Below are 14,104 nucleotides of genomic sequence, written 5' to 3' on the forward strand. Positions count from 1 at the left end.
ACCCCACCCCGCTCCCCCGCTCCCCCGCGGATCACGACTTTTGGACCGCAGCATTTTTGACACCCCAAAACGGCGTGTGCGATAACTCCCGGTCAAGCCTTTTCTCACCACCCACAAGGAGTGGCAGGCGATGTTCACGGGCGTGAAGGTCTTCTCCGCGACGAAGGCCAAGGAGCGGGAAGAGTTGGGTGAGAACGTCACCCGCTGGATCAAGAGCAACGCGGACCTGGAGATCGTGGACCGGGTCGTGTGCCAGTCCTCTGACAACGAGTTCCACTGCTACACGCTGGTGCTCTTCTACAAGCACGCGAAGCCGCCGGCCTGACCGCCGCGGAAGCCCCTGGACTCCTCGCGGGCCCGTCCTCTTCCAGGCACTCACCTTTGTCGGTGCGTGCGGGGAGGCCGGGCCTTTCCGTTTCCGTATGTTATGGTCCGCGCCGTGGCGCGCTTCGGGGACGACAGCGGGGAGGAGGACCGGCAGCTACGCACGGACGCCCTGCCGGCGATGCGCTCGGCGCGGGTGCGGGTGCGGCTGTTGGTGCTGTCCGGCCCGGAGGCGGGCCAGAGCTACCCGCTGGCGCCCGGGCGCTACCGGGTGGGCGCGGACGCCAGCTCGGATGTGATCATCGCGGACCGGGCGGTGTCTCGCAGCCACCTGCTGCTGGACGTGCGCGAGGACAGCATCCAGGCGGTGGACGTGGGCTCGCGCAACGGCTCCTTCTGCGAGGGCATGCGCTTCACCACCCTGGAGGTGCGCCCCGGCGCGGTGCTCACGCTGGGCACGACGGAGCTGAAGCTCGTCCCGGAGGGAGAGAAGGCGCACACCCTGCCCCTCTCCAACCGTGAGCGCTTCGGCAACCTGGTGGGCCAGAGCCGCCGGATGCGCGAGGTGTTCACCCTGCTGGAGCGCGTGGCCCAGGGCGAGTCCGACGTGCTCATCCAGGGCGAGACGGGCACCGGCAAGGAGCTGTGCGCGGAAGGACTGCACCTGCATGGCGGGCGCTCCAAGGGGCCCTTCGTCATCGTGGACCTGGCGGGCGTGGCGCCGCAGCTGTTGGAGTCGGAGCTGTTCGGCCACGTGAAGGGCGCCTTCACGGGCGCGCAGGCGGACCGGGCGGGCGCCTTCGAGCGCGCGCACGGCGGCACCCTCTTCCTGGATGAAGTCGGAGAGCTCCCGCTGGAGGTGCAGCCCCGGCTGTTGCGCGCGCTGGAGCGCCGGCAGGTGAAGCGGGTGGGCGCCAATGACTACCGCTCGGTGAACGTGCGGGTGGTGGCGGCCACGCACCAGGACCTGGAGGGCGCGGTGAAGACGGGCCGCTTCCGCGGAGACCTGTTCCACCGGCTCGCGGTGCTGCGCGCGACGCTGCCGCCCCTGCGCGAGCGGCCGGAGGACATCCCGCTGCTCATCGACACCGTGCTGGAGCGGATGGGCAAGCCGCCCAGTGCCCTGTCGGACCAGACGCGCGCCCTGCTGGCCCAGTACCCGTGGCCGGGCAACGTGCGGGAGCTGCGCAACGTGGTGGACCGGGTGGTGAGCCTGGGCGAGTCCGCGCTGCCGGAGCTGCCGGACACGCCGGTCGCGCGCCCTGCCCTGTCGCCGGACCTGGACCCGGAGGACACGCTGTCGCTGGCGCTGGAGCTGCCCTTCAAGGAAGCGAAGGAGCGCCTCATCGAAGGCTTCGAGCGCGACTACCTGCGCACGGTGCTCGAGCGGTGCGGCGGCAACGTCTCCAAGGCGTCGCGAGAGGCGGGCATCGACCGCGTCTACCTGCGGAAGCTCCTGCGCAAGCACGGGCTGGTGTCCGGGCCGGACTGACGGCGGTCCCCTGCCCCCACCCGGAGTCACGGCCCCCGTGGGCCGGGTGACACTGGGGCGGGCCTCCCTGGCGGGGGTGGTTGTCGGTGCGGGTTTCCGCCCCATCTTGGGAGCACCAACGCACGAGAGGTGGGTGCCATGCGCCAGGGATGGGGGAGGTGGCTGTTCGTCGGGGGGCTCGTGCTGGGCGTCAGCGCGTGCCAGCCGCGGGACGGGGCTGTCTCGGAGAGTGGCGTGGTGCCGCGGCTCGCGGTGTTCCAGGCCGGGGCGGCGGTTCCCACGGAGGAAGGCACCGGCGGGAGCGGAAGCGGAAGCTTGGGCTCGGTGGTGGCGGAGGACGTTCCGGACTTCTACGGCACGGTGACGATTTCGGGCGCGCGGGGCTTCACGGTGCGCGACGACGACGGCGTGGAGCGGCCGTTCGTGGTGGCGCCGTCCACGCGAATCCTGCGCGACGGAAAGCGCGTGGCCCGCACCCAGCTGTCCCCGGGTGTGCTGGTGCACACGACCTACGGCGAGCGGCTGGGGTCGTGGGTGGCCACGGACGTGGAGATCTACTCCGGCACGCCGTCGCGGGACATGACTGCGACGGCGGCGGCGGCACCGGTGAAGCGCTGACGGGCGGGCGCTCGCGTCAGTAGACGGCGAGCGCCTGCGGCAGGTGGTAGCTGACGATGGTGAGCACGGGGATCTTCGGGCCCTCGTCCTCGTCGTCGGTGGTCATGCCGGAGGTGACGCGCAGGCCGTCGAAGCGCGCGAGGATGACGTAGTCGCGGCGGGTCTCCAGGAAGGGATCCGGCGCGGCGAGCCGGCCCAGGGCTTCGCGGCCGGTCTCCTCGGAGAGGTTGTCGTAGGTGCGCTCGGAGGCGGACTGGGTGGTGCTCTCGCGGGTGAAGATGGAGCCGCCCACGCGGCCCTCGCCGGTGATCGCCGTCCGTCCGCCCAGGTCGCCAGAGGCCTGCGTCACGGTGTCGGTGTGGTAGGCGATGCCGACCTCGCGGCGGGAGGCCACGGACTGGAGGCCCTGCTCCACCAGCCACAGCGTGGGGCGCTCCCCTTCCGAGCGCTGGTCGGCCACCTGCGCGCGCAGGAGCACGTAGCGGCCTCGGTAGGTGTCCGGCTGGGCGACGGCGGACGCGAGCGAGAAGATGGGCACCTTGCGCGCATGGAGCAGGCGCAGCTCACCGTCCACGCTGCCGCCGCGCTGGGCCACGACGCGGGCGATGAGGTTGGCGGCATCCGGACGCACGCGCAGGTCTTCCGCCCACGCACTGCCCAGCACGGCGCCCAGCTGGGTGAAGCCGGGGGCCTCCGAGCACAGCTTCAGGGCCAGCCACGCGTCGTCGCGTGAAGTCGCCTGGAGCTTGCGGGCGGCGGTCTCGCACGAGGCGGGCGTGGAGTAGCGGGCCAGGAACGCGCGGGCGTCATGCGGCGACGTGGGCGGTTGCTCCGCGACGACGGATTGCTTGGGCGCGGGGGGCGGCGTCCGCGGCGGAGGCGAGTCCGTGAGGGCGCGGTCCTCCAGCGCGACGTGGGAGTGCGAGGCACCGCAGCCGGTGGCGAGCGCACCCAGGAGGGTCAGCAACAGAAGACGGGGCATGGCGCGAGGCTCCTTGAAGTGCGACAGCGCGGTGGACGCGCTACAGCGAGGCGGAGTCGGTGTGCTGCGAGTTCGCGCGCGACGGCGACTGGCGCGGAATGGACGCGGACGGGGGCAGCATCATGGAGCAGGCGTCGTGGCAGCGCTCGTCCATGCACGCGAGCGTGGTGGGCCCGGCCTGCTGCCGCGACACGGCCGCGTAGCAGCTCTCCCCGTTGCCGGGGCACTGGCTGCGCGCCGCGCACTCACAGCAGGTGGAGGCCACGGAGGCCATCAGCTGCACATCCTGGAGCACGGAGGACAGCGCGCGGTAGCAGGCGCGAGCCGCGGGCGCGAAGCGGCCCTTGGCGTCCACCACCGGCGTATTGCCTTCGATGCCGCAGCGGCCCACGACGTCCGCGTACTTGCGCTCGCAGACAGCGACGAGCTTGGGGTCGGGCGAGCCGTCCCGCGCGTTGCTCACGGCCTCCGAGCAGAGGGCGCGAGATGCGTCCTTCAGCAGCTTGATGTTGGCGGACTCCACGTCCGAGTTCGCGTTCTTGGGAGGCGGCGCATCCGCCTCGAACACGCACTCCTTCCCCGCACGCAGCGTGTCGATGGTGCACGACCACGCGGTCGGAGACGCATCCACGAGCGGGGGCGCCCCCAGCGCTTCGGGAGGCAGGGACGACGGCGCGGGGCCGGACGGCGCGGCGCCGAGGAAGAGCAGGGACAGGAGCATCGCCTTCATATGGGACGCAGCGTAGGACTTTGGCCCGCGCCGCTCAAACCGCTCCGCCGGGTGGGTGTTTGTCCACCATCATGTCCGTGGGTCTCGGCGGACCGGTCTCCTCCAGCATCGGAAGGGCCTTCGTCCGGTGAATGACGATGGGCGGCTCGATGAGCCGGGGCGGTGTCGCCCGCGTGTCCGTCGGGTCCGGAATCCACACCGGATCCTCGGGAGAACGTCCCCGCTTCCACCGTCGCGGCACCCGCCGGAAACCCACCGGGTACACCGTGAGCTGGCCGTCTTCGTCGAAGTGGAGCCGGAGGAAGTTCTTCCAGTCCGGAATCGACAGCGACGAGAACGCCTCGTTGGGGTGACAGGAGAACACGTTGAGCGACAGCAGCAGGTACACGCCCACCACCAGCGGCCCCACCAGCGCTCCGCCGCCAAACAGCAGCAGCCCGCTGAGGAAGTCCCGCCGCAGGCTCCATTGAAGCTCCGCCGCCAGTGGCGCGGCGACGGCGGACACGCCCCAGGTGAGCAGCAGCGCCACCCCCAGGTGCGCCAGTCCATGCACCACGCCAGCGGCCTTCTTCCAGAGCGGTCCCCGCCGGCCGTCCGCGAACGCCACCGCGCCCAGCACCACGCCGGCCCCCAGCACCATCGAGCCCGTGCTCTGCAACGCCGCGTTGATGAGCTCCCGGAACGAAGGCGCACCCACCGCACCCTCGTTGAGGTTCGCGGCCACGCCCCAGCCCAGCAGTGTGTAGACGACGCCCATGAACGCGCCGAACCACGGGTTGATCGCGGTGAACGCCAGGTTGCGCCAGGCGAGCCACTGGGACGTCTTCCGCGGCGGATAGCTCGCCTTCTGCACGAAGCCGCCCGGACTCTGATCCACCTTGGGCAGGTGCGTGGGATGCAGGAACGCCCCTCCCCCACCCGCGATGATCTTCTGCCGCCCGTCCGCGTTCTCGTGCCGGCGGTAGTGGTGCAGGTCTCCCGCCAGGAAGACGCTCACCTTCTTGCCCAGCACCTTCTGCTCCAGGAAGTCGATGTTGTGGTCCAGGAAGCCGCGCCCCGCGGGAGGCATCACCTGCTGCTTCACCCACGCAGGCTCCGCGTTGCAGAGGATGATCCGGTCCGTGCCGCGCATCTGTGCGGCCACCTTCTGGAAGAACTCCACCTGCGGCGCGTCCAGGTCGGACTCCAGCTGCATGTCCGTGCCCACCAGCCACCAACCGTGCGGCAGCCTCAGCGCGAAGTAGCTGCGCTGCTGCTGCGTGCGCCAGCCATTGGAGCGCCGGCCCTGGCAGAACAGGCGCGTGAAGGACACCAGTCCGTCGTACCAATCATGGTTGCCGGGCACCGCGAACAGGTGCGGCCGGTGTCGCCGCTTGTTCAGCGCGTCCTCGTACGGCACCACCGTGCGCGCCTGGTATTCGTCCACGCTCGCGGTCGGGTACACCTCGTCCCCGCCGAACACGAGCACGTCTCCGCCCCGCGTGACGTGCGTCTCGCCGGACTCGCCCGTGAGCGCCAGCTCCGGCGCCATCACCGCGGACGCCACCGCGTAGGTGGAGTCCCAGCCGTCGCCCAGGTCCGCCACGTAGTCCAGCCACAGCTCGTCGCGCGGATGACCGGTGTCGTCCACCGAGTAGTCGAACGTCAGCGGCTGCGGCCGGGAGACGGCATCCAGCAGCCGCCGGTCCGCCTGCTTTCCGAACGTCCCGGACAGCAGGGCCTTCATGCCCGACTTCGCGAGCACGGCCGGGTCGTACCACGACACCATCTTCCGGCCCGGAGGCGTCTGTGGCGCGGGCTCGACGCGCCGGCCCGGGATGCGGCTCACATCGGATGCGCGGACGGCCATGGCCCCTCCTCCGTTTCCCGCCACGCACGTCCCCGGGTGCCCCGGCGATACGAATCAATGAGCGCATCCGCGAACCGGTCCGCGAGCGCGGCGATGGTGAGGCTCGGGTTGGGCCCGACGGGGCCCGGCATCATCGAGCCGTCGGCCACGTACAGCCCCGGGTGGCCAAAGGCCTCGCCCGTCGAGTCCACCACTCCCTCGTCCGGCCTGCGTCCCATGGGACAGCCGCCCAGCGGGTGCACGGTGATGACCCGGCTCAGGTAGCTGAGCGGGTTCTGGAGCAGCCTCCCCTCCAGCGTCCGAGCGATGTCCGCCATCGACTGGCGCACCTGCTGGAAGTACTCGCGCGAACCGCTCATCCGCCAGTCGATGGCCAGCATCCCGTCGTCCGTCAGCCGCATGTGGCCGGTGGGAAGGTCGCGCCCCATGCCCAGCAGCGGCAACGACGTCGCGGAGCCCAGGCAATCCCCCAGCAGCTCGGCGATCTCCTCGCTCACGTCGGAGTCGTGCGTGCGTCCCGTCCACCCACGAATCAGGCGCCACGCCAGCTTGAGGCCTCGCTCCACCAACGGCGCCTGATACGCGCCCTCGTAGAGCCAGTTGACGAACTCCGGGTAGCCCGCGTCCTCGATGTAGTAGCCCCGGCCCGTGCCGCCCTCCTCCTGGCTCCGGAAGTGCAGCGCGCTGGTGATGACCGGCCCGTGCCCTCCCTCCAGGATGCGAGGCAGCTGCTTGCCGGTGCTCGAGTCGTGGCACTGGCGCATGAAGCCCAGCAGGTCTCCGTTGCCGCAGAAGCGCGTGCCCAGCCGTCCGCTCAGGCCGGGGAAGTTCCGCTGGTTCTTCAGGAGCAGGAACGGGGTGCCGAACGTGCCCGCCGCCAGCACCAGCCGGTCCGCCGTCACGGTGCTGCGCGGCAGCATGGACTGGGGACCTTCGCGAGGCACGTCCTCCGGCGTGTCCGTGTGGTCCAGGTACCGCACCACGTAGCCTCCCCCTTCCGAGGGCCACAGCTCCGTCACCTCCGCGCGCGTGCGCAGCTCCGCCCCCGCGTCCTTCGCCGCGGACAGGTACGTGTAATCGAGCGTGTTCTTGCTGCCCGTGTTGCACCCGATGTCGCACTCGCCGCAGAGGTGACAGGTGGTGCGCGTACGGCCGTGGAGGTTGGGATGCTCCTCGCGGATGGGCTCGCCAGGGACGGGCACCTCGCCGGGGTTGCCGAACGTGACGGCCAGCGGTGGCAGCTGCCAGTCGCCCGCGCGGCCCAGGCGCTCGGCCGCGAGCTTCATGGCCAGCGTCTTCGCGGTGGAGTCGTAAGGCGGATGCTCCAGCGGATAGCGCTGCACGCGCATCATCCGCTCCACGGCGTCGTAGTGCGTCTCCAGATCCGCGCGGGTGACGGGCCAGTCCTCGTAGCCTCCGTCATGGAGAGCCTCGTGGATGAAGGTCTTCGCGTCCTTGCGCAGCAGCACGTTCGCGTAGATGAGCGACCCGCCGCCCAGCCCCGAGGACACCACGCCGCCCAGCCCCTGGAAGGACCAGAGGTTGAACAGGCCGTGCATGCCCTTGCGCGGGTCCCAGAAGTTGCGGCGCATGTCGTGCGGACTGCGCGCGAAGGAGCCCGGCGGATACGCCTTGCCCCGCTCCAGCACGCACACCCGCAGGCCCGCTTCCGCCAACCGCCACGCCATCACCGAACCGCCGAAGCCCGAGCCCACGATGACGACGTCGAAGTGCTCAGCCCTCGTGGCCATGCGTGGCCTCCTCTGCGCGCTCGCGCACCGGCGCCTCCGGGGCGTAGAGGTCCCAGAGCGCGCCCAGGAACAGGTGGCCGAAGCGGGCCATCATGCCCGCGCCCTCCAAGCCCCCACGCGACGAGCGCATGCTGGCCACCAGGTGGAGCAGCTCGCGCATGCCCAGCACCAGGACGCCCGCGCCCACCACCGGGCCGCGCGAGTCCACGCCCGCGTGCAGGTAGCTGTAGAGCCGGGTGGTGTCGCGCCAGAGGTCCGGGCCCGGGTCGTCGCGCAGCGTCTTCGTGCCGTCCAGGTAGTAGTCCTGGTCGTTCGCCTGGAAGCGCAGGCCGTAGGTCATGATCTTCGTGCGCGGATCATCCGTGGAGCGGAAGAGATTGAAGCTCCCTTCGCGCACGGGCAGGTCCATGCCCAGCGGCTTGTATTGCACGTGCGCCACCAGACGGGCCGCGTGGTCCGGGTCGCGGATGAACGCCTCCATGTCGTCGATGGTGATGGTGCAGTGCATGGTGAAGGGCGTGGAGCGTCCGTCGTGGGCGCCCGCCTCGGGGTCGGTGGTGCCCATCGCGAGCGGACCGGCCATGGTCTCGCGGAAGGTCAAGTCGTAGGAGGGTTCGGTCATCTGCGTGATCTCCGGGGTGAGGGGCAGGCCCTGTCCGTCCGCCACCGCCAGGTAGCGACAGGCGTCCGAGTAGCCCTGGTCGATGAGGGTCGAGGCCGTGACGTGGCCCACGTAGAAGTCCGGGTCCAGGGGCAGCGGGTGCTCGGGCCTGATGAGGTGCACGGTGATGGGCCGCACGTGTCCCGGCACGTGCTCGCCCGCGAGGATGCGCGCGTTGAGCTCGCGCACCTGCTCCAGCTGGGCGAAGAGCGCGCCGTTCGCGCTCAGCTCAATCATATGGACGTACTGGCGGAAGAAGCCGTCTGCGTAGGTGGACGTGTTGCCGATGCACCAGACGATCCACACCTCGTCCGCGCCCCGGTGCACGGCCTCCATCACGTTGGCGTCCTGGATCCACACCGAGTCCAGGTACAGGTGGCTGTCCTTCACCACCGGGGGCATGAAGAGCGGCAGGGAGATGCCAGCCACCAGCAGGTCGCGGTCCACGTCCGTGTGCGGGATGGCCTCGTTCGTCTTCCGGGCGAAGTCGCACACGTTGAAGGTGCCGGAACGCTCGCGGTTCGCGCGGATGGCGTCCACGTCCACTCCCAGGTGCGGGAAGACGCGCTGGACGATGCCGTCCGCGTCCCCCAGCGCGGTGAGCGTCCAGGGCCGCGCGTATTCATCCAGCGGCATCAGCGACACGAAGTCCTTCACGTCCAGCGTCCGCCACCGCTCGCACATCTGCGCGGGGGTCTGGCCGGACAGCCACATCGCCAGGTTGATGATGCCGCCGGACGTACCGTCCGCGTGGGAGAAGGACAGCCGTGCGTCCGTCAGCGCGCGCAGCACGCCCGCCTGCCACGCGACGCGCATGCCGCCTCCCGCGAGCACCAGCGAACGCCGGGGCGCCTCCGCCGGGGACCCCTGGACGGCCGTGGCCTCGTCGAACGTGCGCTGGGGCCGCCGCGAAGGCACGCCATTCCGGGTCGCATCCGCGACACGCAGCGCACTGACGGAAGGACTGGTGGCCTCCGGAGCCCCTTCCTCTGTCTGCGGCCTGAGCACGGTGATGATCTGCTCGCGCTGGCGCAGCGACGCGTAGAACCCCAGCACCAGCACGGCGGACAGCGCGTCGAACGCGGCCACCCCCAGCGCCAGGGGCGACAGCAGGTCGCGCGCCACGCCCGCTGCCACCATTCCGCAGGCCCCCATCTTCTGGAGGCCGGTCCACAGGAAGGCGGCGGGGTTCGCTCGGGGCTCGTGCAGGCCGTGCAGGAGCAGGCCTCCGAACAGCACCATGAACATGCCCACGATGCGGAAGAAGTGCGCGGGCGCTGCGGACGCATCCGCGTGCAACAGGCGCAGCTCCAGCCCTGGCAGGAACATCTGCGCCGCGCCGGTCGCGACGGTGATCCACCCGATGGCCGCGAGCGCCCAGCGCCAGGGGCGCCCGTGGACGCGGGCCTGGCGCTCCAGCCATCGCGACGCGGTCGGGCTCATGCGTGGGCCTCCCGGCGCGGAGGCACGGGCAGGCCCAGGCGCCAGCGCTCTCCCGCCGGCTGCTCGGCGCGCAGCACCCGGTGCACGAAGTAGCCCAGCGTGAGCAGCCACTGCACCGTCCACAGCCCCACGCGGATGCGGTTCATCCGCATCCACGCGCCCAGCACCTCCGTCAGCCGTTCAGGCGACGTGATGCCGGCGGCCATCTCGTCGTTGTACGGGAAGATGTAGATGCGCGTGAGCAGCGTGGCCACCACCACCGCGACGAGCACGCCCACCGGATACCAGCGCAGGGCCGTCTTGCGCTCGCGCCACACCAGCACTCCGGCGGAGAGCAGCATCACCGCCGTCATCCAGGTGAAGAACCGCGTGGCCGCCTGCACCTGCGGCACGAACTGCAGGTAGTAGTTGTCCACCGTGAGCTGGGGCGCGATGGGGAACGTGAAGAGGATCAGCGACCAGCCCGTGCCCAGGTACATGGACGTGCACAGGAACAACAGGCACGCGTTCGCCAGATCCAGGCGGCCGCCGCGCTTCATGGCCGCGCTTCCTCCGGCAGGGGCGCCACGGCCTGGAGCACCCTCGGCGGCGCTCCGTCCGACTCCGGGTCCGGCATGGGCGTCTGGTCCTGGCCCAGGTCCACCACGCTCTTGAGTCCCTCCGGATACGTGTCCGGAGGCAGCGTGGGCTGGGTGAGGAACCACGCCTCGAAGTGGTCATCCAGCACGCCGCTGGACGATGGGAAGAACCCGGTGAGGAACGGGCGCGGGGAGATGCTCAAATCCCTCAGCACCTGCACGCGCGGATGGTCCCCCACCTCCAGCGTGCCCCACGCGCGCTTCCCCAACCGGAAGCCGAAGCGGCCCCGGAAGTAGATGGTGGACTTCATCAGCATCCCCCGGAAGGCGCAGTAGTTCACCGCCGCCATCCGCAGCGGAAGCCACGCGAGCTTCGGGCGCTCGATGCGCACGCGCACCGCCTGCTGGCCGCCCTCCTCGTAGCGGCTGCTCACGGAGCCGTCCTCCACCCGGAAGTCCAGCCGGGCCAGGTGCTTGGGCATGCCCCAGATGCCCTTGCCGCCCTTCACGGAGACCTCCGTGTTCACCGGCAGGTCCACCACGTACTGCCCCAGGCCGAAGCGCTTCTGGAACAGCAGGGGCAGGAGCGGCGGCGCGGGCCTGCGTCCATGCGTGCACGCGAGCGCGATGCTGAACTCGATGTACGCGCCGATGTCCGTCTGCTTGTAGTCGATGACGGAGACGAGCAGCACGCCGCGGTCGCGCGACAGGCGCAGCGGGTGCAATTCATTGCCGGGCAGCAGGGCCGCGGCGCGGCGAGCGTCCACGGTGAAGGCGGCCACCATCGCCGGTGCCCCCATCGAGTCCACCGGCAGCGCGTACGGGATGTCGTCCACCCGCGAATAGCGGCCGTACTGGGTCTGGATGCGTCGAGGCAGGAACATGGCTTTGCCTTTCGTCAGTGGAGCGCGGAGCGATCCAGCTCGGAGAGGATGAGGGGGAAGACGTCCTGGGACGCGCGCTTGCCCATGAAGACGTCCAGGTGGCCGTAGCCCGGCAGGAGGTGCAGCGCGTGCCGGCCCGGGTGGAAGTGCTCCAGGTGTTCGAAGCTGCGGCGCTGGCTCTCCGCGAGGAAGCAGCGGTTCTCCTCTCCCGCGAAGAAGACGAAGCGCGCGTCCGTCTGGGGCTCGCGCACGCCCAGGTCCTCCGGCAGTGCACGGAAGCCCTCCACAGGCACCAGATGGCCGGCGCGCACGCACTGGTCCATCTGCTTGAAGAAGCTGAAGGGCACCGGACCGAACTCGTGCTGGAGCCAGTCGTGCGTCCGGGCGTTGAGGTTCTCGTGGCGCCACAGCACCGGGAAGCCCGTGCCGTAGGTGAAGCTCGTCCAGCGGCAGACCAGGTTCTCGCACTCGTGATGCGTGGCCTGCACCACGCGCGTCAACATCCGGGACGTGCGCGTGGGGCCGCCGTAGGCCCACTGCGGATCCAGGAAGGGCGTCAGGTGCGCGACCAGCGGCACGGCGTAGTGCAGCTTCACCTTGGCGGTCGCGGGCACCACCGGGTGCAGCGACACCGCGTTGGTGATGATGAGGTCCACCTCTGGAAGGAGCCCCGCCACCGCGGCCATGGTGAAGCTGGTGGAGCCCTGGCAGTGGATGACGGCCTTGATCTTGTCCGCGCCCGTCTTCTCCCGGACGGTGCGGATGGCGGGCGGGTGGTCCAGGACGGCGGCCTGGTCCAGGGTCCACTCGCCCGGCTCCACGTCCATGCTGGCGCGCCAGTTCTCCAGCCACACGTCGTAGCCGTCTTCAATCAGCGCATCGACGACCGTCTGTCGCACCGGCGCGCGGAAGATGTTCCCGCGCACGCCGGCTCCGTGCACCAGCACCACCGGCCCCTTGTCCGCCTTCTCGACACCGCGCAGGTGAACCAGGTGCAGCGCGCGGCCGTCACCCGCGAGGAAGGGAACGATCTCCTCGGTGTAGCGCGGCTCATGGATTGTTTCCGCGGACATGACGGCATCCCCCCACTCCGCAAACGTTGGGCGGTGCGCGAGGGCCGACAACCGGCGTGCAACCCCACCCGGGGCGCCGCTCGCTGCGCCAGACCGGGACCGCGGGCAACGGCGCTGCGCCTCCCTGTCACGCCGTCCGTGTCAGCCCTTGGAGTGCTATGCGTGGGGCATGAACGCGGACCCAGGTTGGAGCGACTACGAGGGCGGCGCGACGCTCGGCGGCATGGGCAGCCAGGGCGGCACCGTCGTGCGGGACGAGGGCTTCCGCGGCCTCCTGCGTCTGACCTACGAGTCGGATGACTCGCGGTCCTTCCATGTCGTCACCTGCGGCATCTCCGGTTGGCTGTTGCATCCGCGCTTCTTCGACAACGCGGCGGAGGCGCTCCACGCCTTCGACTCCATGAAGCCCGCGCTGGAGGAACTGGGCACGACGCTCCCCGAATGCGGTCCCCGCTCCACGGCGGACGGACGGGCAGCGGGTCCACTGCTCGCCGCCTTCCGCGTGCGCTTTTCCTGAGTCGCGGACCTTCCGCGCAAGGATTGCTTAAGGTTCTCCCGAGATAACCCGGTTCGCCGTCCGGTCAGCCCCGGGCGGCCCCGAGGGCGGCACGCTCGCCGCCCCTGGCTCCCGAGCTCCCGGAGGAACCCCGGATGAAGAGCGAATCCCCTCAGGACCTTTCCCCCAAGGTCATCACGCGCCGGAGCATCTTGCGTGGCATTGGCCTGTCGCTGGCCGCGGTTCCCGTGGCGAAGCTGCTCGTCGCCTGCGGAGGCGACGACACGACGGGCGGCGACACCAACACCGGCGCCGACGCGGGCACGGGCACCGACGCGGGCGTGGTGGACCCGGGCTTCTGGGCCACGGGAGGCACCGCGGCGATGACGGCCGCCGCCGTGTATCCGGACCCCTTCGCGTCCGGCCTGGGCACGGTGTGCAACCTCGCCTGCGAGGCCACGCTGGGGCCCTGCTACGCGACCACGGTGGACCGCAAGGACATCAGCGAGGGCCATGACGGCCTGCCGGTGCGCCTGGCCTTCCTCGTCGTGGACGAGTCCTGCAAGCCCATCCCGGGTGCCACGGTGGACATCTGGCACGCGGGCCCGGAGGGCCTCTACTCCGGAGAGGACGCGAGCGACTTCTGCACGTCCGGAGACGCGACGGCCCGAGCGGCGCGGTGGTTCCGCGGCGTGCAGACCACGGACGTCAACGGGCGCGTGGACTTCGACACGTGCTTCCCCGGTTGGTACAGCAGCCGCACCATCCACATCCACTTCACGGTGCGGGTGAACGGCCAGGAGTTCGTCACGTCGCAGCTGTTCTTCGACGACTCGACGAGCGACGACATCGTCGACAGCCAGCCGCTCTACAACACGCGTGGCGAGCGCGACACGACCAACCAGAACGACACGGTGGTCTCAGGAGACGCGGTGGGCGACTACCTCTTCGCCACGCAGCGCATGTCGGACGGCGCGATGCTGGCGTCCAAGACGCTGGTCGTCCGCTCCTCGCTGAACACTGCGTCCTGCGCCATGCCGGGCGGCAGCGGCGGCGGTGGTGGGCCCGGCGGTCCGCCTCCGGGTGGCGACGGTGGCATGGGTCCCCCGCCTGTCTGGGATGGCGGCATGGGGCCACCGCCGGGCTTCGACGGTGGCATGCCCTGAACTAGGGTGAGCCGGGCCACCCCGGAGTCCTTCGGGGTGGTGTGTCCGAAGGGAGGC

13 protein-coding genes are annotated in these 14,104 nt (G+C 70.6%); 5 read left to right on the forward strand and 8 right to left on the reverse strand.

What is annotated here, in order from left to right; translation table 11 throughout:
• Positions 1–130 precede the first annotated feature (130 nt).
• The 3 genes from D7X99_RS27510 to D7X99_RS27520 all read left to right on the forward strand — a co-directional run bounded on the left by D7X99_RS27510 (position 131) and on the right by D7X99_RS27520 (position 2,434).
• Complete coding sequence (locus tag D7X99_RS27510; RefSeq protein ID WP_014397120.1) at positions 131–325, forward strand: hypothetical protein; 195 nt, start codon at positions 131–133, stop codon at positions 323–325.
• Positions 326–427: 102 nt separating this feature from the next.
• A complete protein-coding gene (locus D7X99_RS27515) occupies positions 428–1,816 on the forward strand; it encodes a sigma 54-interacting transcriptional regulator (RefSeq protein WP_121780378.1) in 1,389 nt (462 codons plus the stop codon).
• Between the two features lie 138 nt (positions 1,817–1,954).
• Positions 1,955–2,434: a hypothetical protein gene (locus D7X99_RS27520; RefSeq protein ID WP_121780379.1), complete on the forward strand. Its 480-nt coding sequence runs from the start codon at positions 1,955–1,957 to the stop codon at positions 2,432–2,434.
• Between the two features lie 16 nt (positions 2,435–2,450).
• Here the strand turns inward: D7X99_RS27520 and D7X99_RS27525 are convergent, their stop codons facing one another.
• From D7X99_RS27525 to D7X99_RS27560, 8 genes are read right to left on the reverse strand one after another with little or no spacing between them, the layout of a single operon-like run.
• The gene (locus D7X99_RS27525) at positions 2,451–3,416 is read right to left on the reverse strand and encodes a hypothetical protein (protein WP_121780380.1); all 966 of its coding nucleotides are present in this window, start codon (positions 3,414–3,416) and stop codon (positions 2,451–2,453) included.
• A 40-nt stretch (positions 3,417–3,456) separates the two neighbouring features.
• The gene (locus D7X99_RS27530) at positions 3,457–4,146 is read right to left on the reverse strand and encodes a hypothetical protein (RefSeq protein WP_121780381.1); all 690 of its coding nucleotides are present in this window, start codon (positions 4,144–4,146) and stop codon (positions 3,457–3,459) included.
• 34 nt (positions 4,147–4,180) lie between these two features.
• A complete protein-coding gene (locus D7X99_RS27535) occupies positions 4,181–5,995 on the reverse strand; it encodes a metallophosphoesterase (RefSeq protein ID WP_121780382.1) in 1,815 nt (604 codons plus the stop codon).
• A complete protein-coding gene (locus tag D7X99_RS27540) occupies positions 5,971–7,746 on the reverse strand; it encodes a GMC oxidoreductase (RefSeq protein ID WP_121780383.1) in 1,776 nt (591 codons plus the stop codon). The genes D7X99_RS27535 and D7X99_RS27540 overlap by 25 nt, the downstream gene beginning before the upstream one ends.
• Positions 7,730–9,850 carry a patatin-like phospholipase family protein gene (locus D7X99_RS27545; RefSeq protein ID WP_121780384.1) on the reverse strand — a complete coding sequence of 707 codons (2,121 nt, stop codon included), beginning with the start codon at positions 9,848–9,850 and terminating at the stop codon, positions 7,730–7,732. Before D7X99_RS27545 ends, D7X99_RS27540 begins: the two co-directional genes overlap by 17 nt.
• Positions 9,847–10,389 (reverse strand): hypothetical protein, encoded by a 543-nt coding sequence (locus tag D7X99_RS27550; protein ID WP_121780385.1) that lies wholly within the window; start codon positions 10,387–10,389, stop codon positions 9,847–9,849. The genes D7X99_RS27545 and D7X99_RS27550 overlap by 4 nt, the downstream gene beginning before the upstream one ends.
• Positions 10,386–11,312, reverse strand: a complete 927-nt coding sequence (locus D7X99_RS27555; RefSeq protein WP_121780386.1) for an acetoacetate decarboxylase family protein — start codon at positions 11,310–11,312, stop codon at positions 10,386–10,388. The genes D7X99_RS27550 and D7X99_RS27555 overlap by 4 nt, the downstream gene beginning before the upstream one ends.
• A 14-nt stretch (positions 11,313–11,326) precedes the next feature.
• Positions 11,327–12,385, reverse strand: coding sequence for an alpha/beta fold hydrolase (locus D7X99_RS27560; RefSeq protein ID WP_121780387.1), 1,059 nt, complete (start codon positions 12,383–12,385; stop codon positions 11,327–11,329).
• A gap of 169 nt (positions 12,386–12,554) precedes the next feature.
• On the opposite strand from D7X99_RS27560, the gene D7X99_RS27565 reads away from it, so the two are divergent.
• Complete coding sequence (locus D7X99_RS27565; protein WP_121780388.1) at positions 12,555–12,902, forward strand: hypothetical protein; 348 nt, start codon at positions 12,555–12,557, stop codon at positions 12,900–12,902.
• Positions 12,903–13,036: 134 nt separating this feature from the next.
• Positions 13,037–14,047, forward strand: a complete 1,011-nt coding sequence (locus D7X99_RS27570) for a protocatechuate 3,4-dioxygenase (protein WP_121780389.1) — start codon at positions 13,037–13,039, stop codon at positions 14,045–14,047.
• The last annotated feature ends 57 nt before the right edge of the window (positions 14,048–14,104 follow it).

Source organism: Corallococcus sp. AB032C, assembly GCF_003668935.1.
Classification (GTDB): Bacteria; Myxococcota; Myxococcia; order Myxococcales; family Myxococcaceae; genus Corallococcus; species Corallococcus exiguus.

Bases quoted from the DNA above. Each gene is read 5' to 3' on its own strand.
- D7X99_RS27525 (WP_121780380.1), bottom strand. From the start codon at position 3,416: ATGCCCCGTCTTCTGTTGCTGACCCTCCTGGGTGCGCTCGCCACCGGC.
- D7X99_RS27565 (WP_121780388.1), top strand. From the start codon at position 12,555: ATGAACGCGGACCCAGGTTGGAGCGACTACGAGGGCGGCGCGACGCTC.
- D7X99_RS27555 (WP_121780386.1), bottom strand. From the start codon at position 11,312: ATGTTCCTGCCTCGACGCATCCAGACCCAGTACGGCCGCTATTCGCGG.
- D7X99_RS27570 (WP_121780389.1), top strand. From the start codon at position 13,037: ATGAAGAGCGAATCCCCTCAGGACCTTTCCCCCAAGGTCATCACGCGC.
- D7X99_RS27515 (WP_121780378.1), top strand. From the start codon at position 428: ATGGTCCGCGCCGTGGCGCGCTTCGGGGACGACAGCGGGGAGGAGGAC.
- D7X99_RS27530 (WP_121780381.1), bottom strand. From the start codon at position 4,146: ATGAAGGCGATGCTCCTGTCCCTGCTCTTCCTCGGCGCCGCGCCGTCC.
- D7X99_RS27535 (WP_121780382.1), bottom strand. From the start codon at position 5,995: ATGGCCGTCCGCGCATCCGATGTGAGCCGCATCCCGGGCCGGCGCGTC.
- D7X99_RS27550 (WP_121780385.1), bottom strand. From the start codon at position 10,389: ATGAAGCGCGGCGGCCGCCTGGATCTGGCGAACGCGTGCCTGTTGTTC.
- D7X99_RS27520 (WP_121780379.1), top strand. From the start codon at position 1,955: ATGCGCCAGGGATGGGGGAGGTGGCTGTTCGTCGGGGGGCTCGTGCTG.
- D7X99_RS27545 (WP_121780384.1), bottom strand. From the start codon at position 9,850: ATGAGCCCGACCGCGTCGCGATGGCTGGAGCGCCAGGCCCGCGTCCAC.
- D7X99_RS27510 (WP_014397120.1), top strand. From the start codon at position 131: ATGTTCACGGGCGTGAAGGTCTTCTCCGCGACGAAGGCCAAGGAGCGG.
- D7X99_RS27560 (WP_121780387.1), bottom strand. From the start codon at position 12,385: ATGTCCGCGGAAACAATCCATGAGCCGCGCTACACCGAGGAGATCGTT.
- D7X99_RS27540 (WP_121780383.1), bottom strand. From the start codon at position 7,746: ATGGCCACGAGGGCTGAGCACTTCGACGTCGTCATCGTGGGCTCGGGC.